The sequence below is a fragment of the Cohaesibacter sp. ES.047 genome (genome assembly GCF_900215505.1).
GTDB lineage: Bacteria > Pseudomonadota > Alphaproteobacteria > Rhizobiales > Cohaesibacteraceae > Cohaesibacter.
In genome coordinates this window covers 2,899,743-2,925,000 of the sequence record NZ_LT907844.1, presented here as the reverse complement: position 1 = coordinate 2,925,000, position 25,258 = coordinate 2,899,743, and the positions used below count along the sequence as shown (strand labels likewise).

Genomic DNA, 25,258 nt, shown 5'->3' with positions numbered 1-25,258 from the left:
TAATCAATCGTTTTTTCTGATCCACGATCAGTTTAAATGCGTAGACAGAACATCAACAGCGCAACGGAAACCGTTTGTCTCTTGATCAAAAAAGTTTTGCGAGTGGGAAATCTCCCGCCGCTTGAAGCTTATATTTGATCAAACCGGCATCCCCTTGCCTTTTGACTGTCAAAACGAGGAGATTACTGATGAAACTTGCTTCTACACTGCTACTTGCATCCACTCTTGCTTTTTCTGCCCTGCCAGCATACGCCGACAATATCGTGGAGACGGCCAAGAAAGCAGGCACGTTCGAAACGCTCCTGACCGCTGCAACCGCCGCAGGTCTTGCGGGTGCCCTCGCTGATACGGAAAACCTCACTGTCTTCGCACCCACTGATGAGGCCTTTGCTGCCCTTCCTGCCGGCACCGTCGAATCTCTTCTCAAGCCGGAAAACAAGGATCAGCTTGTCGCGATCCTGAGCTATCACGTGGTGCCAAACCAGATTGCTGCATCGGACATCAAGATGGGCAGCACCGAAGTCCAGACGCTCAAGAGTTCCGGCGACCAGACCATTACCGTGAAAAAGTCCGGCATGGACGTGATGATTGACGACGCCAAAGTGATCAAGGCTGACATCAAAGCCGACAACGGCGTCATCCATGTCATCGACAAGGTCATCATGCCGTCGAGCTAACTGGCGCGCTTTGCAAGCACCCCAAAACAAATACTAGTCCCCCAAAGAAAGAAGCCCCGGCGCTGTCGCGTCGGGGCTTTTCGGTTTCCAAACCGGTTATCGGTCTCGAGAAGCCTTTAGAGGTCTTCGATGCCGAATGTCAGCGCGTCATCCTTGACGATCACATGTACCCGGCTGCCATCGAGAATATTCCCGGCCAGCAATTCCTCAGCCAGTGGATCCTGCATATATCGCTGGATCACCCGCTTGAGCGGGCGGGCACCGTAGGCTGGATCATAGCCCTTGTCCGCCAACCAGTTGAGCGCGTCCTCCTCGAGCACCAGTTCGATCTTGCGATCGGCCAAAAGGCGGGAGAGATAGCGCATCTGGATCTCGACAATCGAGGCCATATGCTCCCTGAGCAGCCGGTGGAAGATGATCACATCATCAATACGGTTGAGAAACTCGGGCCGGAAGGCCACCCGAACCACATCCATGACCTTTTCCTTGTCCGCCTCGCTTACATCTTCCTCGCCCTTGCCAAGCAGGAACTCGGCCCCAAGGTTCGAGGTCATGATGATGAGCGCGTTGCGGAAGTCGACAGTCCGCCCCTGCCCGTCGGTCAGCCGACCATCATCGAGCACCTGCAAAAGCACGTTGAAGACATCGGGATGCGCCTTTTCGATCTCGTCAAAAAGAATCACCTGATAGGGACGACGCCGGATGGCTTCGGTCAGAACGCCCCCTTCTTCGTATCCGACATAGCCGGGAGGGGCTCCGATCAGGCGAGCCACCGAGTGCTTCTCCATGAATTCCGACATATCAAGCCGCACCATGGCCTGTTCATCGTCGAACAGGAAATCGGCAAGCGTCTTGGTCAGCTCGGTCTTGCCCACCCCGGTGGGGCCAAGGAACATGAACGAGCCGATCGGCCGGTTCGGATCCTGAAGCCCTGCGCGCGATCGCCGCACGGCCTTGGAGACGGCTGCAACGGCATCCGCCTGACCGATGACACGGCGGGCAAGTTCATCCTCCATGCGCAATAGCTTGTCCCGTTCCCCTTCGAGCATCTTGTCGACGGGGATTCCTGTCCAGCGGGAGACCACATGGGCAACATGATCGGCGGTTACAGACCGCTCGACCATGGCAGTTGCTGACTGCGCACGTTCTTCCACTTCGGACAGGGCTGTCTCAAGCCGAGGGATTTCGCCATAGGCCAGCTGACCGGCCATGGCCAGATCACCCCGGCGCTGTGCCTGTTCAAGCTGCACCCGTGCTTCGTCGAGCTGCTCCTTGAGCTTTGTGGCATCGGAAAGCTTATCCTTTTCCGACTGCCAGCGCTGGGTCATCACAGCGGCGTCCTCTTCGAGCCCGGTCAGATCGTCTTCGATGTTGGCCAACCGGTCCTTCGAAGCGTCGTCTTCTTCCTTCAACAGGGCTTCGCGCTCAATCTTGAGCTGAATGATGCGGCGGTCCAGCTCATCGAGTTCTTCGGGTTTCGAATCCACCTGCATGCGTAGACGCGACGCTGCCTCGTCGACCAGATCAATGGCCTTATCGGGCAGGAAGCGGTCCGTGATGTAGCGATCCGAGAGCTTTGCGGCGGAAACAATTGCATTGTCACCGATGCGCACACCGTGGTGAAGCTCGTATTTTTCCTTGAGACCACGCAGGATCGAGATCGTGTCTGCCACCGTGGGCTCATTGACCATCACGGGCTGGAAACGCCGCGCAAGGGCTGCGTCCTTTTCAACATATTTGCGATATTCATCAAGGGTTGTTGCGCCAACACAGTGAAGCTCACCGCGTGCCAGAGCCGGTTTCAAGAGGTTGGAGGCATCCATGGCCCCGTCCGACTTGCCCGCACCAACAAGCGTGTGCATCTCATCGATAAACAGCACGATCTCGCCGGCCGCGTTTTCCACTTCCGACAGAACCGCTTTCAAACGTTCCTCGAACTCGCCGCGATATTTCGCCCCGGCAATCAGGGACCCCATGTCGAGGCCGAGCAGGCGCTTGTCCTTGAGTGACTCGGGTACGTCACCGTTGATGATGCGCAGGGCGAGCCCTTCGGCGATGGCGGTCTTGCCGACGCCAGGTTCCCCGATCAGCACCGGGTTGTTCTTGGTCCGGCGCGATAGCACCTGAATCGTGCGGCGAATCTCGTCGTCGCGACCAATGACCGGGTCTAGCTTGCCATCCCGTGCATCCTGTGTCAGATCGCGGGCATATTTCTTGAGGGCCTCGTAAGAATCCTCGGCAGACGCCGAGTCGGCCGTACGCCCTCCGCGCAGTTGCTCGATTGCGGAATTGAGGGCCTGCGGTGTGACGCTGGCCCGCTTGAGGATCTTGGCGGCTTCTGTGTCGCTGGTCAGGCTGAGCGCGAGCAACAGTCGCTCGGCAGTCACGTAGGAATCACCCGCCTTTTTTGCGACCTCTTCAGCCTTTTCGAACAACTTTGCCATTCCGGGGGACAGGTAAAGCTGTCCGGCTCCCGAGCCGGATACGGCAGGAATGGTTTGCAGATGCAGTTCCAGCAAACGCCGGACCTCATTGGACGAGCCACCCGCACGGTCGATCAGACCGGAGGCAAGCCCCTCCTTGTCGTCCATCAGTACTTTAAGGATGTGTTCTGGCAGGAAGGACTGATGCCCCTGCCCGATTGCATAGGTTTGCGCCGACTGCATGAAGCCGCGCGCCCGCTCTGTATAGCGTTCCAGATTCATGTTTACTCTCCTTGTGCCCGACCGGATCATCCATTTCGGCATGATCAAGACGTCACTTTTAAAAATCGACTATTACGCAGCCCCCGGTTTATCCAGCAAGCCTTGATAACAGCCCCTAATTTCAACCTCTTTAACACTTTGCCTAGAAACTGAAATTGGTTTCACATTGAATATAGTGTTGCATTTTGATCACAAAAGGGGCAGTGATGAAAAATAGTGAAGCCCCTTGGCAAAAATGATGAAGCGAGAGAGCATGACGATCCAGTTGCAAGCAATTTACCGATATCCGGTCAAAGGTTTCTCGCCTCAGCGGCTTGATGCTGCGGATGTGACGGCAGGAAAGCCCCTGCCCTGGGATCGGGCTTTCGCGATCGAAAACGGACCAAGCGGATTTGATGGCACGGCACCGGTTCATCTGGGCAAGATTCATTTTCTGATGTTGATGCGGCAGCCGGAACTGGCGGCGCTGCGGACCGATTTCGATCCGCAAACAGGCGCGCTGTGCGTTGTTCTTGCTGACAAGATGAAGGCAGAAGGAAATCTTTTTGAAGAGGGTGGAATGGAGGCTGTCTTTGCCTATCTCAAGACCTATCTAGCCAAGCCCATGCGCGGAGAGCCCAAGCTTCTGCACGCCAGCGGCCATGCCTTCACCGATGCCAAGACTCAGGATATCTCGCTGATCAATCTGGCGAGCGTCAGGGCAATCAGCGAGAAGGCGGGAGAAGAGCTTGACCCAATCCGGTTTCGCGGCAACTTCTATGTCGATGGCGCGCGCGGTTGGCAGGAGCATGACTGGGTCGGCAAGGAGATCACCATCGGAGATGTGAGCTTCATGGTGCGCAAACGCACGCAGCGGTGCGCGGCAACAAACGCCAATCCCGTAACCGGAGAACGGGACCAGCAGATCCCGAAGCTTCTGATGAGCCACTTTGAGCACATGGATTGCGGCATTCACCTGATGCCGCTCGGCTCCGGTGAGGTCAAACCGGGCGATGCGCTGTGCTTCTGATTCCGTTTCCTGCAAAAAGGTACCTCAAAGAAAAACCCGCCGGATGGCGGGTTTCTTCTGAGAAGCACTCGTCCTGAATGGGATGGCGCGACCCAATTTGCGTAGAAGTCCTCAGTCCTCAGTCCTCAGCGGCGACCTTGGCCACGTCTGCCTCGCCACCTTCAGACTTGCCGCCAGCGTCCTCATTTCCATCACCACCCGTCGTGCGTTTGCGTGAACGATAGGTCGTGCGACGACGACGACGCGGTGTCGGCGCTTCTTCATCATCAGAATCCTTGGTCGCCTTGGGCTCCTTGGTCTCTTTGGCGTCGCTGTCATTGGTCGCTTTGGCTTCCACATCGGGCTGCGGTTTGTCATCGCCGTAGGGCTTAATCACAGCGACTTCCATTTCAACGGCCGTATTGCTGAAGTCGACGTCCGGCTGAGGCTCATCGCCAGTGATGTCCTGCGGGGCCGAATTCTGATTGTTGCGGCGGTTGTTGTTGTTGCTGCGATCCTGAGATCCCTGCTCGTTGTTGCCATTGCCGTTGCCAGCAGGTTGGCGACCTTCTTCACGGCTGCTGGTCTGCGCTGCAGCAATGATGCGCAAATAATGCTCTGCGTGTTGGTAATAGTTTTCAGCCATCACGATGTCACCGGACGCCAAAGCATCGCGTGCCAGAGACTGATATTTCTCCGAAATGTGGCTGGCCGTTCCCCGAATTTTCACATCCGGCCCATTGCTGTCGAATGACCGTGTGAGCGGATTGGACGGCTTGCGGCCACGACTGCGGGGCCGGTTGTTGTTCTTTTGGCTCTGGCGCATTGCTTTTGTCTTTCGTAACAAGTGCATTTGATCTGCACGATCAGCAAAACTAACTGATTGGAATCCTGTCAACGGGAAGGCAAATCGGCCCGTTCCATCAGGCCATGGTTCCGCGTTGTCAACCTGTCTGAGAAGTCACGAGCGTTCCCATTCCGAAAGGACGGTCAACTGCTGGGACTAAAATAGTTTGAAATTCCGCTATTCGGGCGCCTTAAGCAGGCCCATCCGATAGTCATTTTCAAAACCGACCAAAATGTAATAAATCAGTCGGATTTCCATTGATGGGTATAACTTATCTTGTTGGTGAGCAAATTCAAGCCCATCGGACCGCTTTCTGTCAAAACCAGACAGCGCTTTCAACAGAAGTTTGACGAAATTGCTCAGATCTCCCGAAAATCAAGCATAAGAACCCGGTTTCGCCCTGCCAGATCCTGTAAAATTTCAGGATGCCCAGATGACGGACCAACCAAACCATGACGCGAAGCAAGCTCCAGAACGTCGTTTGACTGGGTGGAACCGAACTCAAGCGCCATCAGTCCGGGCTTTGTATGCCATGTGGCAACGCGTTCGAAGATCGCCTCATAGGCTTCCAGACCGGAGGGACCGGAGACCAGTGCCCTGTGCGGATCATAATGGGCGACGTCCGCATCAAGATCGGCCATCTCAGCTTCTGCAAGATAGGGCGGATTGGAGATCAAGATGTCGATAGGGTCGGTCAGCGGTTCCGCATAGTTGCCGATTTCAAAAGAAGCGCGGCTCATCAGCCCCAATGCCAACGCATTGGCCCGGGCAATGTCCAGCGTCGGCTCATGAATATCGATGCCGATCCCGCGCGCATTCGGCAATTCGGACAAGAGTGAAATCAGCAGACATCCACTTCCCGTCCCGATGTCGGCGATGACATGAGGGGCGGAGACATCCTTGATTGCTTCGAGCACGCCCGAGACCAGCGTCTCGCTATCAGGCCGTGGCACCAACACATCAGGCGATACCTTGATGGACAGGCCCCAGAATTCTCTCATGCCCAGAATGTGTGCCACCGGCTCACGCTTGAGGCGACGGGCAACAAGCGCCTCAAGGCACCGCATCTCATTTTCGCTTACCTGCCGGTCGAAGTGAAGGATGAGATCCGTCTCTGAGAGGGACAATCCATGGCCAGCAATCAGCCGTGCGTCCAGACGAGCCGTGTCGATCCCATCGGCTTCAAGCGTTCGGGCAATGTCTGCAATGACCTGATCGAGCCGCATCCGGTGCTAAACCACGTCAGCTTCAACAGCGGCAAGCAATTGTGCCTGACTTTCGGCGATCAAAGCATCGATCAATTCGCCCAGCGCTTCGCCCGTCAGAACCTTTTCGAGCTTGTAGAGGGTCAGGTTTATGCGATGGTCTGTGACGCGTCCTTGGGGGAAATTGTAGGTCCGGATGCGTTCGGAGCGATCGCCCGAGCCCACCTGCCCGCGGCGGGCATCAGCGCGCTCATTGTCGGCGCGGTCACGTTCCGCCTCAAGAAGGCGTGACTGCAGCACCTTCATCGCATTGGCACGGTTCTGGTGCTGGGATTTTTCGGACGATGTCACCACGATCCCGGTTGGTAGGTGCGTGATGCGCACCGCAGAGTCGGTGGTGTTGACGTGCTGGCCACCGGCACCGGATGCCCGCATGGTGTCAATGCGAATGTCGTCGGGGCGGATATCGATGTCGACTTCCTCGGCTTCGGGCAGCACCGCCACGGTCGCAGCAGAGGTGTGGATGCGCCCACCGGATTCGGTCTCCGGCACGCGCTGGACCCGGTGCACGCCGGATTCGAATTTCATCTTGGCAAACACACCCGTTCCGGAAATGCTGGCAATGATCTCCTTGTATCCGCCGACATCGCCTTCGCTGACCGACATCAGTGACACTTTCCAGCCGTTGTCCTCGGCATATCGCTGATACATGCGAAAGAGATCGCCCGCGAACAGCGCCGCTTCGTCACCACCTGTCCCGGCACGCACTTCCAGAATGGCGCTTTTATTGTCGGCGGCATCCTTGGGTAAGAGCAGGACCTGCAACTCTGAAGCAAGCGACTCAATCTTTTCCTCGACCGGCTTGTAATCCTCCTGCGCCAGCTCGCGCATGTCGGAATCCATTTCCGGATCTTCGAGGATTTCCTTGAGATCATCGAACTCCTTGAGAGCGTCGATATATTCCTGAGACTTTTTCGCGACCGGCTCCAGTTCCGCATAATCACGGCTGAGCTTGACGTAGACCTCCGGTTCCGGCCCAGCGGCCATCTCCGAGGAAATCGCGTCAAACCGCTGTATGAGGGCCTCAACCCGACCCAGTGGAATGGAAACACCTGCCATCTTGCTTGTCCTGCCTTGCAGCAACCCGGTCCTCTTTGAGGCAATCCCGCGCATGCATTCATTATGTGTTGATACCAGCATCAGCAAAACGTCCGGTCACAGCAGAGTGCATCTCTGTCGCACCGGTCCGTGAGCTTTGCTATACGTTGCCAGCTGGAACCTGAATATTGTGTTTTTCGGCGAAGTCCGCAAGGAAATCCTTGATTTCCTTGTCGTTGACCGCCGTGTCGAGTATGTCCCCGAAAACCGCCGACAATTCGCCCAATGGCAAGTCAAGCACCATGGCCTTGACCGGCCCGATCGCCGACGGGACCATCGACAAGCGTCGATAGCCGAGGGCAAGCATGGCCATTGCGCCAAAGGGTTTGCCCGCCAGTTCACCACAAATGGTGACCGGCACGCCTTTTTTGTCGCCTTTTCGGATCACATGACGCAGCGCCCTGAGGAAGGGAGGAGAAAGCGAGCTGTAACGCCCCGACAGTCGCGCATTGCCCCGGTCACTGGCCATCATGAACTGGTGCAGATCGTTCGTGCCGATGGACAGAAAATCCACCCGATCCATCAGTTCATCGAGTTCGAACAGCAACGACGGCACTTCCAGCATTGCACCAAGAAGGATGCTAGATGGCTTTTCATAGCCATGCCGTTCGAGATGGGTCATCTCGCGGTTGAACAGATCAATGGCCGCATCATATTCGCCGACGTTGGTGATCATCGGGAACATCAGCTTGAGGCTGCGTCCGGCAGCTGCATGCAGCAATGCCCGGATCTGGGTGCGCAGCAGTCCGGGACGATCCAGTCCCAGCCGCACGGCGCGCCATCCCATCGCGGGGTTTTCCTCAGCGGCCATCCTGAGGAAGGCAAGAACCTTGTCACCGCCTACATCAAGGGAGCGGAAGGTCACAGGCATGCCGTTGGTGCTGTCGAGCACCTTGCGATAGACATTTTCCTGTTCGCGCATCCGCGGGAAGTTCTCAGCCACCATGAATTGCAGCTCTGTGCGGAAAAGGCCAATCCCTTTGGCCCCTGCATCAGCCAGATTGGGCAGATCGACAAGAAGCCCGGCGTTCATCATCAGATCGACGTCGACCCCGTCCTTGGTGACCGCAGGTTTGTCGCGAAGCTTGCGATATTGTTCCTGACGCTTGGCACGGAATTTGACCTGATCCACATAGGAGGCTTCGACATCGGACGGCGGGCGCAGATGGACTTGCCCCATATCGCCATCAACGATGATGGAATCGCCATCCTCGCACAGGGACACGACCGCTTCTGCTTGCCCCACCGTGGGGATGCCAAGCGCTCGCGCAACGATGACCACGTGACTGGTGGGTGCGCCCTCTTCGAGCACCAGACCGCGCACATGATCCCGGCCATAGTCGAGCAGTTCGGCGGCACCCATGTTGCGCGCAACGATGATCGCATCGGATGGGACAGTGTCCTCTTGCCCGTCACCACTGCCCTGACGATTGCCGACCAACTGGCGCAGCAGGCGGTTGGCGAGATCATCAAAATCGTGCAGCCGGTCGCGCAGATAAGGATCCGTCGAGCGCAGCATACGGGCGCGCGTGTCGCTCTGAACGCGTTCGACCGCGGCTTCTGCCGTCAGGCCGCTGTGGATTGCCTCGACCATGCGGCGTACCCAGCCCCGGTCGTAGGCGAACATGCGGTAGGCTTCGAGAATTTCGCGGTGCTCACCGCCATGCGAAATGTCGTCGCGGCTCAAAAGGTCATCGACAGACAGGCGCAGTTGCTCGATCGCGGTTTCGAGGCGTTGTTCCTCGCCCGGCAGATCCTCGGCAATCAGATTGGTTACAACGATCCGGGGTTCGTGCAGGACAACGCGCCCAAGCCCCAGCCCCTCGGCCATGGACAGGCCATTGATCCGCATCGGCCGGACCAGATCGAGGTCGCCGCCGGGGCCAGACAATCCCTTCAGTTCACCAGAGGCGATCAGTTCGGCCAGAACCATCGCCGTGGTTTGCAGCGCTTCGACTTCCTCGTCGGAATAGATCCGCTGGGACTTGTTCTGAACCACCAGAACGCCGAGAACACGACCGGCGCGCAAGATTGGCACACCAAGGAACGCATGATAAATTTCTTCGCCCGTCTCGGGACGATAGGCAAAAGCAGGATGCTCCTGCGGCTCGGAGAGATTGAGGATGCGGGCTTCAAGGGCGATGTGACCGACAAGGCCCTCACCCACGTTGAGCTGGGTCTGGTGAACCGCATTCGGGTTCAGACCTTCGGTCGCATAAAGCTCGAGCAGATTATCGGCGCGCAGAACATAGACAGAGCAGACCTCGGCCACCATGTTGGCCGCGATCAATCGCACGATCTCGTTCAAACGCTCCTGCGCATCTGTCGGTTTTGCCATCGTCTCGCGAAGGCGTCGCAACAATATGCGCGGACCCCCCAGATTTCCCCGCATTAGGGATACTCCGATTTTCCGCTACAGCAAGCATGACCATTGACATAGGCGGTCGGCCACAGAACTCCCGATGCCAGATGGAAAAGGCCCGAACGTGCGGGACTCACCGGGTATGGAATCTTGTTTGTGGCACTATGGCACGAGGCTGACAGGCAGATCAATGATCCGCCACGCACTTGGGCAAAAACACATCGTCCATGCGCCGTGCCCGAAAAGCCGGCCCGAAACCGGGCCAGCAACCTTGGCAAACTCTATTTTCCATCAAGCCCATAAAGAGAGTGAAGGGTTCGTACCGCCAGTTCGGTATACTCGCTGTCGATCAGGATCGAGATCTTGATCTCCGAGGTCGTGATGGCACGGATGTTGATGCCGCGTTCAGCCAACGCCCGAAAGGCCTTGGCGGCAACGCCAGCATGACTGCGCATGCCGATGCCGATCACCGACACCTTGACCACGTCCGTCGAGCCTTGCAGCATCTCGTAATTGATATTGCCACGCGCGTCTTCAAGCACAGTATTGGCACGATCAAAGTCGCTTTTCGGCACGGTAAACGTCATGTCTGTGATCGTGCCATCTTCAGAGATGTTCTGCACGATCATGTCGACATTGATGTTGGCCTCTGCCAGAGGACCGAAAACATGCGCAGCAATGCCCGGCTTGTCTTCCACGCGGCGCAGAGAAATTTGCGATTCATCCCTAGAGAAGGCAATCCCGGTTACAACCTGTTTTTCCACAATCTCTTCCTCGTCACAGATCAAAGTTCCAATTGGCTGGTCACTATTGAGCAATTCCGGCGCATCGGGCTCTACAAAGGAAGAGCGAACGAAGGTGCGGACATTGTGAACCATTGCCATTTCGACCGAGCGGACCTGCATCACCTTGGCACCCAGCGAGGCCATTTCCAGCATTTCCTCATAGGAAATCTGTTCGAGCCGGCGGGCGTCGGGAACGATCCGCGGGTCTGTGGTATAGACCCCGTCAACGTCAGTGTAGATATCGCAGCGGTCAGCGTGGATCGCGGCTGCAATCGCAACAGCGCTGGTATCCGAGCCGCCACGCCCAAGGGTCGAGATCCGATGGTCAGGACCGATGCCCTGGAAACCGGCAACAACAGCAACCTGATTGAGCTCAAGGCGTTCGATCAGACGCGAGCCGTCGATTTCCTCAATCCGGGCTGCGCCATGTACGCCATTGGTTTTGAAGGGAATTTGCCACCCCAACCAAGACCTGGCATCGACGCCCATATTCTGAAGGGTGAGCGCCAACAACCCCGACGTCACCTGTTCACCAGATGAAACCACCGTGTCATATTCGCGTGCATCATAAAGGGGGGAGGCCTCCTGAACCCACCCAACCAGCTCATTGGTCTTGCCGGCCATTGCCGAGACGACCACAGCAACCTGATTGCCCGCATCCACTTCGCGCTTTACGTGGCGGGCCACACGCCTGATTCGATCAAGATCGGCAACAGACGTGCCCCCGAATTTCATGACAAGACGAGCCATCAAGTCTCTCTTTCTGCCATTATCCTGTTCTTTTCCAAACGGCGGGACAAAGTGCTTTTTTCGCCCTGCCGCGATTTCGGGCCTAGTCATACTCGGCAGACGCGCGGCTTGCAAGCATTCAAAGCCTTGACTTTTTCTCTTCAGCAGAGGAGCTATGGGAAAACCAACCGGGGGTCGTCCTGCGTATAGGTAGACATACAGAAAATTGACAGATCCCCATCAGGAAAACTTGGCAGGCACCATCATGACATCCCGTCCAACCTTCTCAGGCAGCACGATCGACGAGGCTGAAGTCGCACGCTTTTCAGCCATGGCCGCGGAATGGTGGAGCCCGACGGGCAAGTTCCGCCCCTTGCACAAGTTCAATCCGACACGGGTTGCCTATATTCGCGAAAAGCTGGTGGAGACCTTCGGGCTTGATGCCAAATCCATGCGCCCGCTTGAAGGCCTGCGCATCCTCGACATCGGCTGTGGCGGCGGTCTTCTTTGTGAACCACTGCATCGCATGGGTGCCGACGTCGTCGGCGTTGATGCGTCCGAGACCAACATCGCCATTGCCTCCACCCATGCTGCAGAAACCGGCCTTGAGATAGACTATCGCGCCGACACGGCCGAAGCTCTTGCCGAAGCGGGCGAGACCTTCGACGTGGTGCTGGCCATGGAAGTTGTCGAGCATGTCGCCGATATCGAGCTGTTTTTGCAGTCCAGCGCCAGCATGGTCAAGCCCGGCGGCCTGATGGTGGTCGCCACCCTGAACCGCACCCTCAAGTCTCACGCCCTTGCCATCATTGGCGCGGAGTATATCCTGCGCTGGCTGCCCGTGGGGACGCACTCCTGGGACAAGTTCGTCACCCCCGACGAACTCGAACGCGCCATGGCCCCATCGGGCCTAGACCTCGTCGAACGCGTCGGCGTAACCTACAATCCCCTGACCGGCAAATGGTCCAGATCAAAAGACCTCGATGTCAATTACATGGAATTGTTCAAGCGGGGATGATGGGCTGGTTGGCGGACGGAGGTGACATTAGCTTCACCGCAACTATGTTGAGAGCTTCGAAGGTTGGGCCCTAACGACGCCTCAATGCGTAAGTGGTTTGAACCTAAAGCATGTCGCAATTAATGAGATTCAGGGAGCAAATACATGTCAGGCAGTAAAGCGCAATACAATTAGCGATCCGGACATTCCGTGAAAAACAGCTTTGATGGGCGCTCAGAAAACTCAGGAAATTCAAAGATTAGAAGCAAATAGGGGTGATCCATGATTGATGGACCACCCCTGTCAAAACAGGATCTAGCGTAGATTAAGGCCCTTTTCGACTGCCCCCACTACCACTCTGTAGCCTCAGCCACTCATCGCAGCTACGAAGACGAAGGTGCCAGAGATGGCCAATCCCGATATCAGCAACCAGATCAGTAGATACCCCATGATGTCTCTGGCTGAAAGGCCCGCAACACCAAGCAAAGGCAGGGCCCAAAAGGGTTGAATCTGGTTGGTCCAGCCATCACCCCAGGTAAAGGCCATGATCGTCTGGGCCGGGTCAGCACCCAACGCATGAGCGGCTTCCATCATGATCGGCCCCTGAATGGCCCATTGCCCACCGCCTGAGGGAATGAAGAAATTCACCAAACCGGCGGACAGGAAGGTCAAAAGCGGGAAACTTGTCGGTGTGGCCACCGCAATGATCGCTTCGGAAAAATCCTGCACGAGGCCCGATTGCGTCATCATACCCGCAATACCGGCATAGAGCGGGAACTGCAGGATGATACCTCGCGCCGCACCAATCGCCTTGGCGGCAGCGCCCTGATAGGCGTGTGGGCTTTTGTGCAGCAAGAGTCCGAGACCAAGGAAGATCAGAATGACCGTGTTGAGGTTGATGCTGAAGCCTTTGGTGATGATCTGGCTGATCAGGAAGACCGCAACCAGAAGCCCAAGGAACAGGGTCGGGATACGGCTGTTCTCGATCCGGTCCGAAGGTGTCATCTGCGACCGGTCGATCTCCTCATCGGCACTGGCACCCTCCTCGGAACTCGTGAACAGATCAATCTTCTCTGGCTGCTTCTGGAACATGAAGAAAATGATCAGCAGCGCCAGCAGCAGAACGGTCAGAAAGATATTCCACGGTGCATAGAGCGTCTCGGTGACGGGCACAATACCAATCGCCTCTTCCATGAAATGCTTGGGCGTCGCAATGACCAGCGGGATGGAGGAAGATGGACCGCGCACCAACTCGCCGCCATAAGCAGCCGCCACGATGAGCGGGAAGTGAACCTTCACCCTCCGCCCCATTTCACGCGCCAGAATGGCACCGGCGACCATGCCGAAGCCCCAGTTCAGGTAATAGCATACGAAACTGGTAACGATGGTGATGATGATGGCCTGACGCCAATTGCCTGCCAATTTGGTCAGGCCCGTGAAAACCGTTTGCATGATCGGCGTCATCGCCAGAACATAGCCCGTCATCAGGACCAATGTCATCTGCATGCCGAATTTGAACAGTTTGGAAAAGCCGGTCCCCCAGTAATTGGCCATATCCAATGGTGAATGCCCTGTTGTGAGCATGCCAAAGAAAAACACAAATGCTGTCAGGATCAATGCCAGCACATAGGCACTGGGCAGGTAGCGTTGCACAACGCGTACCGAAAAATTGGTAATCGCTTCCATCTTTCTCCTCCTTAATTTCCTCGGCTGACGCTTTGGAAAAGCCGGTCAGATGACCGACACGGCAGGGCACTGTCTCCCCGGCGCCCTGAACCAGTCGCATGCTTGAGCAATAGAGCGGTCAGACCCTCTCAAGTGCGATGGCAATGCCTTGTCCAACACCGATGCACATGGTCGCCAGAGCCCGCTTGCCTCCCGTATTGGCCAGCTCCAGTGCCGCAGTTCCCGTTATCCGGGCGCCAGACATTCCCAACGGATGGCCAATAGCGATTGCCCCCCCGTTTTTGTTGACCCGGGGGTCGTTGTCGTCGATCCCCAGATCGCGCATGGTCGCCAGCCCCTGACTGGCAAAGGCTTCATTCAGTTCAATGACATCGAAATTGGATTGCTTGAGACCCAACCGCGCCATGAGTTTCTTTGACGCAGGCGCCGGACCAAAGCCCATGATGCGCGGCGGCACCCCGGCAGCAGCACCTCCGACGATCCTTGCGATCGGCACCAGACCATGGCGCGCAATCGCTTCCTCACTGGCGATCAACAGAGCCGCTGCGCCGTCATTGACGCCACTGGCGTTGCCTGCGGTCACGCTGCCCCCGTCTCGGAATGGCGCACGCAATTTTGCCAAGGCCTCCAGCGTCGTTGAAGGGCGAGGATGCTCGTCCTTGTCAACCACGATTGGCTCGCCTTTTCGCTGAGGGATGGTCACGGACGTGATTTCCTGCGCCAAGCGACCATTTTCCATGGCGGCTGCCGCTTTCTGCTGACTGTTGAAGGCAAACAGGTCCTGATCCTCGCGCCCGATGCCGAACTCATCGGCCACATTCTCGGCTGTCTCCGGCATGGAATCGACGCCATATTGGGCCTTCATCAGAGGATTGACGAACCGCCAGCCGATGGTGGTATCATGAATTTCGGCGGCACGGGAAAAAGCGGTTTCGGCCTTGGGTATCACCAACGGCGCACGGGACATGCTCTCCACACCACCGGCAATCATCAGGTCTGCCTCACCGGCTCGGATTGCCCGCGCCGCGCTGATGATAGCGTCCATGCCCGAGCCGCACAGGCGGTTGATGGTCGAGCCTGGGACAGTGTCGGGTAGTCCCGCCAGTAAGGATGCCATGCGAGCGACGTTGCGATTGTCCTCACCCGCCTGATTGGCGCACCCCAGCAGCACATCGTCGACCTCTGACCAATCGATGGCATGCTTTGCCATCAGAGCCCGAAGCGGGATGGCCGCAAGATCATCGGCCCGAACCGAAGAGAGAGCGCCGGCAAAACGGCCAATCGGCGTGCGTACGTAATCGCAAATAAAAGCTTCTGGCATGATCTTCCCCTTACAGGACCGGCACAGCGAGATCGGAGACATCCCCGTCAATGATGAGTGGCGCGCCCGTCATCGCTTGCAGATCATCAAAGGAAAGGGACGCAAGCTTTTCGCGCAGGATGAAATGCCCATCGCTAATGTCGACCACTGCGAGCGAGGTATAGATGCGCGTCACACAGCCCACCCCGGTAAGCGGCATGGTGCATTTGTCCACGAGCTTCGGGCTGCCATTCTTGGCAACGTGGTCGGTGACGACAGCCACCCGCTTGGCGCCATGCACCAGATCCATCGCGCCACCGACGGCGGGCACGCCTCCCTTGCCGGTCGACCAGTTGGCCAGATCACCAGTTTGCGCGACCTGATAGGCCCCCAGAACCGCAAGATCAAGATGACCACCACGCACCATGGCGAAGCTGTCGGCATGATGAAAGAAGGCAGAGCCCGGCTTCAGCGTGATCGCTTTCTTGCCAGCATTGATCAGATCCCAGTCTTCCTCGCCCTCGGGCGGCGCTTTGCCAAAGCCCAGTACGCCATTTTCAGTGTGGAAGACAACTTCACGATCCTCTGGTTTGAAGCGGGCGACCATTTCGGGGAAACCGATGCCGAGATTCACATAGGCACCATCTTCCATGTCTTGCGCTGCACGCCATGCGATTTGAGCGCTGGAAAGCTTGATATCGTCCATCATGGATAGACCGCCTCCATACGGTTGAGCATTTCTTCCTGAGCGGGATCGCTGATTTCGACGAGCGAATTCACGAAGATACCCGGCGTGATGACCTGTTCGGGATAGATCTCCCCGGCCGGAACCAGTCGGGTCACCTGCGCGATGCTGCAGCTCGCTGCCGAAGCCATCAGAGGATTAAAATTGCGCGCGGCCATGCGATAGGTGAGATTGCCCATGGGATCGCCCACCTCGGCCTTGATCAGAGCATAATCGGCTTTCAGGCACCGCTCCTGTACGTACATCCGGCCGTCAAACTCAGCCACCGGCTTGCCCTCGGCCAGTTCGGTTCCATAACTCGTGGGCGTGTAAAAAGCGGGAATGCCTGCACCACCGGCGCGGATGCGTTCGGCCAGCGTGCCTTGCGGGACCAGTTCCAGCTCGATCTCTCCGGCGAGATATCGCTCGGTAAAGGCTCTGGGATCGGCAGACCGGGGGAAAGAACAGACCATTTTCCGGACCATGCCCTGTTCGATCATCGCAGCAATCCCGACGTGACCATTGCCCGCGTTGTTGTTGATGATGATCAGGTTTTTTGGGCCATGGTCTACCAGGGCATGAATTAACTCAATGGGCGCACCCGCCCCCCCGAAGCCGCCCACCATGATGGTTGCCCCATCTGGAATGCCTGCGACGGCCGCAGACGCAGACGCACATGTCTTTTCCATTCTCTATCCTCCCTCGTCGCCATGGTTTGCTTGGCGCCATCAGGATAGGACTCGATTGAAAATCCTTTCAATAAATTTGTTCAACATTTGACATTTGTTCAAACTTGAAATAGATTTGTGCGCATGACAAACAAATCCACGGACTTTGTGACATCTCTGGCCAAGGGGCTGCAGGTCATCGAGGCTTTCAGCGCTGACTGCCCCCGATTGAGCATCACGGATGTGGCGCGACAGACTGGGCTTGATCGCGCCACAGCCCGGCGCTGTCTGTTGACCCTGCACACGCTGGGCTATGCCGATTATGACGGCAAGTATTTCACCTTGGCTGTCCGTTCCCTGCGCCTGGGGCTTGCCGGTCTGTCATCAATGCCTCTGCCGCATATTGTGCAGCCATGGCTCGACAAGCTCTCCGAGCGCATCGGCCAGTCCTGCTCCGTTTCCATTCTCGATGGCAATGAGATCGTTTATATAGCCCGCGCCGCCCAACGCCGGATCATGTCCATCGGGCTTATGCCCGGCTCCCGCCTTCCCGTCCATTGCACATCGATGGGGCGGGTCCTGTTGTCATCTCTGCCCGAGGATGAAGCCCGCGCCCTGATCGAAAGCTGCGAGCTGGTCCCGCGCACCCCCTTCAGCTTGACGGATACCGAATTGATCCTCGAGGAGTTGGCCCGCGTTCGTGAGCAAGGCTATGCCCTGCTCGATCAGGAGGTGGAAATCGGACTTCGCGCCATCGCCATCGGTCTGGTGGGACAGCGCGGCAAAGTCTGCGCTGCACTCAATGTCGCGGTCGCAGCCGTCCAGCCTGACGCCGCAGACCTGATCGATATCTATCTGCCAGAAATGCGGCGCGTTCAGAGCGGATTGGCGCGTGTATTACCCTAAAAGACTGATAACCGGTCGTCTTAGTTGGAGGCATCTTGGCATGCTGTCCGGGTTCTCAAGGCCACTTCTACCTCAAAAACCACTATCCGAAGTGTTCTGACAAATCTGGATAGACTGAAAAAACCTGCCCATGCAAGGCCTCAAACTTTGAAAGACCGTGGTTTATGCTATAGATCCCGGCAGGGAACTGCCCACTCGTTCTGCAATTTGCTGCAAGATTGGCCCGAAATCCAGCAGCGCAGTTTCTGTGTCCATTGCGCTTCTGATCCAAATAAGGGAAACACATCCCAGCAGCGTGCCTTCCGTTCGGACAGGAACAGCCAATGACGCCGTTCGAGACCGGAACTCTCCACCGTCCCTGACAGCGATGCCCCGCTGTCTTGTTTCGGCCAAGAGGCTATTCAGTCTGTTTGGCTCCAGAAAGGGTCTATCCTCTGGTGCATCCAGTCGACGCACGTGATCAAGAATAATTTGGCACTCTTCCTCAGGGCAAAAGCTGAGATAGGCTCTCCCTGCCGACGTGCGCAACACCGGCAAGCGATAGCCCGTCATGCCCCGATCAATGGACAAGGGAGAGCGATCGTGTGTCGTCTCCTGGATGATCATGGCCGCATTGTTGTAGACGGTCAGATCAAGCGGCCAAATAACTTTGTTCGCATATTCAGCAAAGAGCGGCCCTGCGATCTGACACAATTCTGATGTGATCACATAGCCGTCGCCAAGCGATGCAGCTAGTCGCGTGATACGAACTTGGCTCGTGGTTGCTGAGAACACGACATAACCAAGCTCTTCAAGCGTTTCAAGCATGCGATAGACGGTCGGGCGAGGAATTCCAATATCTCTGGCAATATCAGCAGGCCGCACCTCTCCCTCCCGGTTGATGTATCGCAGAATGGCAAGACCGCGCACCAAAGATCGCACGCCATTTGTCTTGTCATTCCCTTTGCGATTTTTGATTGTCAATGCGGTTGTCATTCTGCCACCTTTTCACGGGTCTTCAGCATACGCAATTAGACCTCTGCTCGAACCGGATTTCTCAGGATACCAATCCCCGAAACTTCGACTTCGCAGACATCGCCTTCCTTCATGAAGAGAGGAGGCGTACGTTTGCTGCCAACTCCGCCCGGGGTGCCCGATACAATAACATCACCCGGCAACAAGGGCAGGATGGTGGAGCAGTAGGCAATAAGTCGAGGGATCGACGTAACGAGCCTGGACACATACGTATCTTGCACGAGCTCGCCGTTGAGGCGGGTTTGCAAGTGCATTTGTTCAGGGTCAACGATCTCATCACTGGTCACCATCCATGGACCGAAGCTGCCCGTGTTCGCAAAAGTCTTGCCCGGCATAAACTGATGCGTGTGTTTCTGCCAATCCCGCACAGACCCGTCGTTGTAGCAGGCATACCCTGCGACATAGTCCAATGCATCAGCCTCTGGGATCCTGCGACCTTGTTTTCCGATGACGACAGCAACTTCGCCCTCATAATCAAACATGTCGGATTCCAGTGGTTTGATCAGTGGAGCTTCATGGCCGATCTGCGACCCAGCATAGCGCGCAAACAACACGGGATTGGTCGTTATCTCACGACCGGTTTCCTCGATATGTGCATGATAGTTCAGGCCGACGCAGATGATCTTGTCGGGGTTCGGGATTACTGGATCATGATCGACGTCGTCAAAGGCATAGTCTGCCTCTGCCGATACAAGAGTGTTTGCCTCTTCCATTTTGTTCGCTGCAAGAAAATCTCGCAGCGTTCGCGCTTCAAAGTGTTTGCCGAGATCAACGATTCCAGCATCGTTGACAAGACCGTATGAGGATTTACCATCCTTTGAGAATGAACACAGTTTCATGGGATTATACTACCTTCGCGTTTTTGTAAGTCTAGGGATTTGGGAATGTCAGACCGATCAGGGCTTCAAGTTCTGCAGACGTATTTGCCGCGCCGAGAGTATGCCGATCCGGACGCAGCAGAGTTGCTCGCGCACCAAGACGTGCGAGGTGTTCAGATGCGTTTGACATGTCCGTCGTCACAACGCCTATCGAGGCAGGAACAGTCAGATCACCTAGCAAGTCCGGCTCGGACACGATCACAAATTGGTGCCGAAATTGATCGTCCATCAGCGTACCATCCGAAAGGCGCGGTTGACCGAATAACCGCCCGGCTTTCTCGCCCTTACCAAGGCCCGGGCCAATGGGTGGAGCGATGCTTTCCATGCGGGCAGTGCCATCTGGTGCAGGCAGTGCGGAACGCAGGGCCTCCTCGGTTCCAGCTGTGTTGATCAAGCCACCCAACCTCACCGCGGTCTGAATATATTCACGTGCGTTGGGTTTGCGTTCACTTTCATAACTATCAAGAAGATGCTCGGCTTCGGTGCCTTGGACAAGGCCCTTGACGACCAGCGCCAGTTTCCAAAACAGGTTGGCGACATCGCGTGTGCCGGCACACATGCCCTGTCCCATGAAGGGCGGGGTTTGATGACAAGCATCTCCAGCTAGGAATAATCTGCCTTTCCGCCAGTGCTCGGCTACGAGAGAATGAAAAACATAGACCGCAGCTCGTTCGAGTTCCGCCTGTTCGGGCTTCAGCCAGTCCGAAATCAAGTCCCAAACGCGCTCGGGTTTGATAATTTCGTTGCTGTCTTCGTCTGGAAGAACTTTGATCTCCCAGCGCCTCCTGAGGCCCGGTGTCCTGACATAGGTAGCAGGCCGGTCCGGACGACAATACTGGATAGAATGATCGCCGAGTTCAGGCATGTCTTCGCGCAGAATGACATCGACCACAAGCCAACGCTCATGGAAGCCGTAGTCTTCCATGTCGCTTTCGATATAGCGCCGAATGAGGGAACGTGCGCCATCGCAACCGACAACAAAACCAGCTTCAATGCGGCGGATCTTCCCACAAGACATGTCCTCATAGCGAAGCTCTACCGAGTTGCCCTTTTCCTCAACATGAAAGACTTCGCATCGTGCGCGGATCGTCGCATTGGATCGTTCGGTCAGGCTCGAACGTAGCAGATCTTCAAGATCCGGCTGATGGAACCGATAGTTTGCTTGCCACCCCTGAGGGCCTTCCCCTTGAGGTCTTGGCCAGTCCAGGAGCAAATTGCCGTCGCCGTCAACAAACCGCATGCCCGGATGCCTGTGAGTCTTTGCTTCCATTGCATCGGCAATGCCGATCCATTGAAAGACACGCATGACTTCCGCGTCAAAATGCACGGCTCTTGGCAGGTGGTAGTGCGCTGCCTCCTTGTCTAAAACAAGGGTTTTCAGGCCGCACTGTGCCAGAAGATGGGCGAGCGTCGCCCCCGCGGGGCCATAACCCACGATCGCAACATCAAATTTTTCCATGTTTATTTTCCCTGTTTTGCCAGTTCAGCAAACAGCCAAGGGCAGTCCGCAACCTGAGGCGCTCGTTTCCCTCGCTGGGCCGCGTCCAATCGCATATCGCGCAGCCGCTTCCGGCCACCTTCTTCTGTGAGATAGAGTCGCTCGTGGCCCCAGAAACTTGGACCATCGTGCGTTTGGTGTGGTTCCCAGCTCTCAGGGTCGATGACCCGTCCACCCCAGCCATTCTCGACAAAGAAGCCGGAAGGGGAATGCGCATAATATGAAGTCATGTAGTCATTGGTATGCCGTCCGAGCGTGTAGGCGACGCGATCTTCTTCCTGACTGGCGAGGTCAAACCCCTGTCCAACATCGTCAAGATTCTGAAATTCGACCATGAAATGATGGAAACCCAATTGGCCGGACCCCACCATCGCAAAGCTGTGGTGTCGGCCGTTGACGTGGAAAAAATACAAACCATATGGCTCAAGCCCAAAATCGGAGACATGGAAGTCCAGAAGATCTCTGTAAAAAGGCAGCATTACTTCGATATTCTTGACATGTAGCACGGCATGGCCCATGCCCAACGGTCCTGTTTTAAAACCATCTATTGGTCGCCCCGGTATGAACGCGTCGTTTGCAATCATCGGGCCGTGAAAAAGCTCAATCCGGTTACCACCCGGATCCTCGAACCAGATCAGATCCGTCACGAAGCGACGGTCGCACAATTCGCCTGAACCTGTGTGCACCACGACGCCTGCACCGTCCAATCGGTTGGCATAGACCTGCAGATCATCGCGATGCTCGACTTCCCAGCCCATGAAGGCCAATGTTTCGCCTGGTTCATCTGAGACCAGAAGACGCTGTTGACGATCATCCATACGAAAGGCAACGGCCTTTCCGCCACGATCGATTTTTTGCATGCCCAACAATTTGCCTGCAAAATCGCCCCAATCATCAAGCTTGTCTGATCTTACGCCGAGATATCCTAGTGCATTGATTGCCATAGCACGCACTCTCCGTTTGATTTGTTCCTGCGTCGTCAGCCCTGCCGGACGAGGCATAAGAAGACTTGTCCGGTTCTGCTGCGGCAACGCCAAGTGACAAGCTTCGATTACTTTGTCGAAAGCTCGGAGGCGCGCTTGAGCACCGCTTCCGCCGCTGCGGCGTCTGGCTGTGCCTTGACCCACGCCTTGGGCGCTGCCAACAGCGCTGCTTCCCAAGCCGCTTTCGAATCGTCGTCGAGATCAACGAAACTCACCTTGTTGTCTGACCGGAAAGCCGCTTCCACTTCCGCATCCGTGGTATCGACGACGGAGGCAATCCACTCAGCAGTCTTGCGGCCTGACATGGCGTCAATCACGGCCTTGTCTTCATCGGACAACGCAGTGTAGGTGCGCTTGTTCATCAACACAGCCATCGGAGATGCCGTGAAGTGCGTCGACGTGATGTAGGGCGCTACCTCATTCAGTCGAAATGTGCGGTAGGCATCCATTACCCAAACGGCGCCTTGAACCACGCCTCGTTCCAGATTTTCGTAGACCTGAGGAGCCGGAATGCCGACAGCGGACGCGCCAACCATGTCAAACAAGGTTGAACCGAATTTCGAGGGAGAACGCAGCTTCAGGCCTGACAGATCCTCAGGTGCTTTTACGGCCTTGTCGGTCATAAAGAGCCGGTAGCCTGGTGTGGTAAACAGCGCAATGATTTTATAATCGGCATATTCGGCATCCAGCGCCCCGTCTTCGGAGAGGCTATTCAGGATGTTTGTACCCTTGCTTGACGTCTTTACCATTCCCGGGATTTCAACCACACCGGTCATTGGAAACAGACCGGGCGTGTAAGTGGGCACGACCAAAGCCATGTCGGCCACACCAGCCTTTACCAGCTCGGCCTGCGCTGGTGGAGCGCCCAGCATTGAGCCTGGATACAGTTTGAACTTGGCTCCCTCGGAAAGCTTTGGATTGATTTCGTCAATCCATGCCTGCAAGATTTTTGAAGAGTAAAAGCCTTGGGGCGGCTCGAAAGACGACACCCGCATTTCGCGCGCTTCAGCGCTTATTGCGAAGAGTGAGATAGCCACGGTGGTGGCCTTTATAATAGATTTGATCATTTCGTTTCCTCCCATGAACGATCAAAAAGCATTTTGTGGTAGCCAGATCACAATCGCGGGAACCGCGATGATCACTGCAACTCGAATGAGATCAGCGATGACAAAGGGGGTCACGCCCTTCCAAAGCTCAGCCAGTGTTATGTCGGCGTGAACACTCTTGAGTACGAAGAGATTCATGCCGATCGGAGGCGTGATGAGCCCCATTTCAACGACCATAACGGCAAAGATTCCGAACCATACCGGATCGATCCCGGCGGCATTGGCAATCGGTACAAACAATGGCACCGTCAGAAGCAGCATTGCCAGGCTATCCATCACTGTGCCAAGGCCCAGATAGATCACCAGCATCAAACCAATGACCATAAGCGGCTGATCAAGAATGCCCGAGAACATGGATGTCAGGGAAAAGGGCAGACCTGACAGGGCGAGAAAAAAATTGAAAAGATTGGCCCCAATCAACACCAGATAAAGCGCACCACAGGTCAACGCCGTGTCTTTGACCGCCGCTACAAACCCCCGTAAGGTGAGACGCCCTGAAAGGATGCCGTAGACAAGAACAACGCCGGCACCGATTGCCGCTGTCTCGTTGGCAGTAAACAATCCAGTGTAAAGCCCCCCCATGATAAGCCCGAAGATCCCGACAGGGGGAAGCAGTTCCTTGATTGCAAAGAACCGTTCGTGTTTGTCGGCTCGGCGGTTCTGCGGCGCGTGTGAAATCCCCAGCCAGATTGGGATCCAAATAGCGAGGCAATAAAGCGAGAGCGCTAGAAGGATTGGTCCTGCGGTGGCAAGAATGAGGTCCCGGATCGATTGTTCCGCAATGAAAGCATAGATCACCAACACAGTGGATGGGGGAATGAGAATTCCCAGAGTTCCACCCGCAGCAACCGAGCCTGCCGACAGAGACCGGGAATAGCCCGCTTCTTGCATCTCCGGCATCGCGATGCGCCCCATTGTGGCGGTGGTTGCAAGAGAGCTCCCCGAAATCATACCAAAGCCAGCCGATGCGCCGATTGTTGCCAGCGCAAGTCCTCCTTGCCGATGGCCTATGAGTGTCGACATGGAACGATATAGACGGGAGGATAAGCCACTTTGAACTGCCAAATTTCCCATCATTACGAAGAGTGGCAACATCGTCAGTGTATAGTTTGTGACACTGTCCCATATGGTCGTTGCACCGATCGCCAGAGCACCCGTCATGCCAATAATAAAGCCTGAACCGACAATGCCGACGAGACCCAACGCCACAGCGACAGGTATTTCCAGAAAGATCATGGCAAGGGCTGCAAAAAAGCCAACTCCACCGAGAAGTATCCCACTCATCGTTTGAGCTCCTTGCGACCTGAACGCCATTCGGACCTCAGGCCGATGAGCGCGCCCACAAACGAAATAGCAAGTGCGAAAGTCACGACCGACAGAGCGACGGGCATCGATAGGCCAAGGTCTGACGTGGTTTCAGGGGATCCCACTTTGGACGCGGTGTTTTCGCCCATAATGACCAGCAAAAGCAGGGCAAAACCAACAGAAACGACTGCACCCAGCAATCCCAAGGGACGACGGAAACGCCGTGGTGACATCTCCGACAAAAGTTTGGCGTTTACATGGGAGCGATTTGCGTAGCAGACCGGCATGGATAGCAGCGCGCCGAGACCTATAGAGAGCGACGTCAGCTCAATTGCCGCTGGCAAGTTGGTCCCTGTAACAGATCGCAGAAAAACGTCCGCAACGGTTACTGAGGTACCCAACAAAAAGCATGACCCGGCAGCAAAAAGCAAACCGTCTTGGACCGAGGTTCTTCGTCTCCGTTCCACCATCTCATTCTGCTCCAGACGACGTTACTCGTTGGGCTAGTGATGCGACTTGGCTGCGAGACCCCTGGCTTCTTTCCGACAAGAAAATATCAGCAACAGACTGCATTTCAACGCTCCTCCCCAACGCGACATGAGTATTGATACCTAGGTATCAGGCCGGTGCGCGACAAAAAAGCGCAGAAGAGGAATTGTCCGCTGTACGGACAGTGCTTTTATCGAGACCTAGAAAATCGGGTACAGGACGAAGAAAAAGCCAAGTTCTCATACCAT

At 56.1% G+C, this 25,258-nt stretch carries 21 protein-coding genes; 4 read left to right on the top strand and 17 right to left on the bottom strand.

Annotated features, from left to right (window positions below; all coding sequences use genetic code 11):
* Positions 1-188 precede the first annotated feature (188 nt).
* Positions 189-677, top strand: coding sequence for a fasciclin domain-containing protein (locus CPH65_RS13370; protein ID WP_096173900.1), 489 nt, complete (start codon positions 189-191; stop codon positions 675-677).
* A 116-nt stretch (positions 678-793) separates the two neighbouring features.
* On the opposite strand, the gene clpB is transcribed toward CPH65_RS13370, so the two are convergent.
* Positions 794-3,382 (bottom strand): ATP-dependent chaperone ClpB, encoded by a 2,589-nt coding sequence (gene clpB, locus CPH65_RS13365; protein WP_096173899.1) that lies wholly within the window; start codon positions 3,380-3,382, stop codon positions 794-796.
* A 235-nt stretch (positions 3,383-3,617) separates the two neighbouring features.
* Between clpB and CPH65_RS13360 the strand changes: the two genes are divergently transcribed.
* The gene (locus CPH65_RS13360; RefSeq protein ID WP_096173898.1) at positions 3,618-4,391 is read left to right on the top strand and encodes an MOSC domain-containing protein; all 774 of its coding nucleotides are present in this window, start codon (positions 3,618-3,620) and stop codon (positions 4,389-4,391) included.
* 118 nt (positions 4,392-4,509) lie between these two features.
* Here the strand turns inward: CPH65_RS13360 and CPH65_RS13355 are convergent, their stop codons facing one another.
* From CPH65_RS13355 to CPH65_RS13335, 5 genes are all read right to left on the bottom strand, one after another.
* Complete coding sequence (locus CPH65_RS13355; RefSeq protein WP_096173897.1) at positions 4,510-5,196, bottom strand: DUF4167 domain-containing protein; 687 nt, start codon at positions 5,194-5,196, stop codon at positions 4,510-4,512.
* Between the two features lie 380 nt (positions 5,197-5,576).
* Positions 5,577-6,443 carry a peptide chain release factor N(5)-glutamine methyltransferase gene (gene prmC, locus CPH65_RS13350; protein WP_096173896.1) on the bottom strand — a complete coding sequence of 289 codons (867 nt, stop codon included), beginning with the start codon at positions 6,441-6,443 and terminating at the stop codon, positions 5,577-5,579.
* 6 nt (positions 6,444-6,449) lie between these two features.
* Positions 6,450-7,541 (bottom strand): peptide chain release factor 1, encoded by a 1,092-nt coding sequence (prfA, locus tag CPH65_RS13345; RefSeq protein ID WP_096176401.1) that lies wholly within the window; start codon positions 7,539-7,541, stop codon positions 6,450-6,452.
* Between the two features lie 139 nt (positions 7,542-7,680).
* Positions 7,681-9,972, bottom strand: a complete 2,292-nt coding sequence (gene ptsP, locus CPH65_RS13340) for a phosphoenolpyruvate--protein phosphotransferase (protein WP_096173895.1) — start codon at positions 9,970-9,972, stop codon at positions 7,681-7,683.
* Between the two features lie 251 nt (positions 9,973-10,223).
* On the bottom strand, positions 10,224-11,477 hold the full coding sequence (locus tag CPH65_RS13335; protein WP_096173894.1) for an aspartate kinase: 1,254 nt from the start codon (positions 11,475-11,477) through the stop codon (positions 10,224-10,226).
* A gap of 244 nt (positions 11,478-11,721) precedes the next feature.
* On the opposite strand from CPH65_RS13335, the gene ubiG reads away from it, so the two are divergent.
* Entirely contained in the window at positions 11,722-12,474 is a 753-nt protein-coding gene (ubiG, locus tag CPH65_RS13330; RefSeq protein WP_096176400.1) for a bifunctional 2-polyprenyl-6-hydroxyphenol methylase/3-demethylubiquinol 3-O-methyltransferase UbiG, read from the top strand.
* Positions 12,475-12,819: 345 nt separating this feature from the next.
* Here the strand turns inward: ubiG and CPH65_RS13325 are convergent, their stop codons facing one another.
* From CPH65_RS13325 to CPH65_RS13310, 4 genes are all read right to left on the bottom strand, one after another.
* Complete coding sequence (locus CPH65_RS13325; protein ID WP_096173893.1) at positions 12,820-14,139, bottom strand: short-chain fatty acid transporter; 1,320 nt, start codon at positions 14,137-14,139, stop codon at positions 12,820-12,822.
* A 118-nt stretch (positions 14,140-14,257) separates the two neighbouring features.
* Complete coding sequence (gene pcaF, locus CPH65_RS13320; RefSeq protein ID WP_096173892.1) at positions 14,258-15,460, bottom strand: 3-oxoadipyl-CoA thiolase; 1,203 nt, start codon at positions 15,458-15,460, stop codon at positions 14,258-14,260.
* 10 nt (positions 15,461-15,470) lie between these two features.
* On the bottom strand, positions 15,471-16,148 hold the full coding sequence (locus tag CPH65_RS13315; protein WP_096173891.1) for a 3-oxoacid CoA-transferase subunit B: 678 nt from the start codon (positions 16,146-16,148) through the stop codon (positions 15,471-15,473).
* A complete protein-coding gene (locus tag CPH65_RS13310; RefSeq protein WP_096173890.1) occupies positions 16,145-16,852 on the bottom strand; it encodes a 3-oxoacid CoA-transferase subunit A in 708 nt (235 codons plus the stop codon). The genes CPH65_RS13315 and CPH65_RS13310 overlap by 4 nt, the downstream gene beginning before the upstream one ends.
* A 123-nt stretch (positions 16,853-16,975) precedes the next feature.
* On the opposite strand from CPH65_RS13310, the gene CPH65_RS13305 reads away from it, so the two are divergent.
* Positions 16,976-17,737, top strand: coding sequence for an IclR family transcriptional regulator C-terminal domain-containing protein (locus tag CPH65_RS13305; RefSeq protein WP_096173889.1), 762 nt, complete (start codon positions 16,976-16,978; stop codon positions 17,735-17,737).
* A 162-nt stretch (positions 17,738-17,899) separates the two neighbouring features.
* Here the strand turns inward: CPH65_RS13305 and CPH65_RS13300 are convergent, their stop codons facing one another.
* The 7 genes from CPH65_RS13300 to CPH65_RS13270 all read right to left on the bottom strand — a co-directional run bounded on the left by CPH65_RS13300 (position 17,900) and on the right by CPH65_RS13270 (position 24,991).
* Complete coding sequence (locus CPH65_RS13300; RefSeq protein WP_096173888.1) at positions 17,900-18,712, bottom strand: DNA-binding transcriptional regulator; 813 nt, start codon at positions 18,710-18,712, stop codon at positions 17,900-17,902.
* A gap of 35 nt (positions 18,713-18,747) precedes the next feature.
* Positions 18,748-19,590, bottom strand: a complete 843-nt coding sequence (locus tag CPH65_RS13295; protein ID WP_096173887.1) for a fumarylacetoacetate hydrolase family protein — start codon at positions 19,588-19,590, stop codon at positions 18,748-18,750.
* Positions 19,591-19,621: 31 nt separating this feature from the next.
* Complete coding sequence (locus CPH65_RS13290; RefSeq protein ID WP_096173886.1) at positions 19,622-21,088, bottom strand: bifunctional 3-(3-hydroxy-phenyl)propionate/3-hydroxycinnamic acid hydroxylase; 1,467 nt, start codon at positions 21,086-21,088, stop codon at positions 19,622-19,624.
* Between the two features lie 2 nt (positions 21,089-21,090).
* The gene (locus CPH65_RS13285; protein WP_096173885.1) at positions 21,091-22,071 is read right to left on the bottom strand and encodes a VOC family protein; all 981 of its coding nucleotides are present in this window, start codon (positions 22,069-22,071) and stop codon (positions 21,091-21,093) included.
* 107 nt (positions 22,072-22,178) lie between these two features.
* Positions 22,179-23,177, bottom strand: coding sequence for a TRAP transporter substrate-binding protein (locus CPH65_RS13280; RefSeq protein WP_096173884.1), 999 nt, complete (start codon positions 23,175-23,177; stop codon positions 22,179-22,181).
* Between the two features lie 21 nt (positions 23,178-23,198).
* A complete protein-coding gene (locus tag CPH65_RS13275) occupies positions 23,199-24,500 on the bottom strand; it encodes a TRAP transporter large permease (protein WP_096173883.1) in 1,302 nt (433 codons plus the stop codon).
* Entirely contained in the window at positions 24,497-24,991 is a 495-nt protein-coding gene (locus tag CPH65_RS13270; protein WP_096173882.1) for a TRAP transporter small permease, read from the bottom strand. Before CPH65_RS13270 ends, CPH65_RS13275 begins: the two co-directional genes overlap by 4 nt.
* Positions 24,992-25,258: the final 267 nt, after the last annotated feature.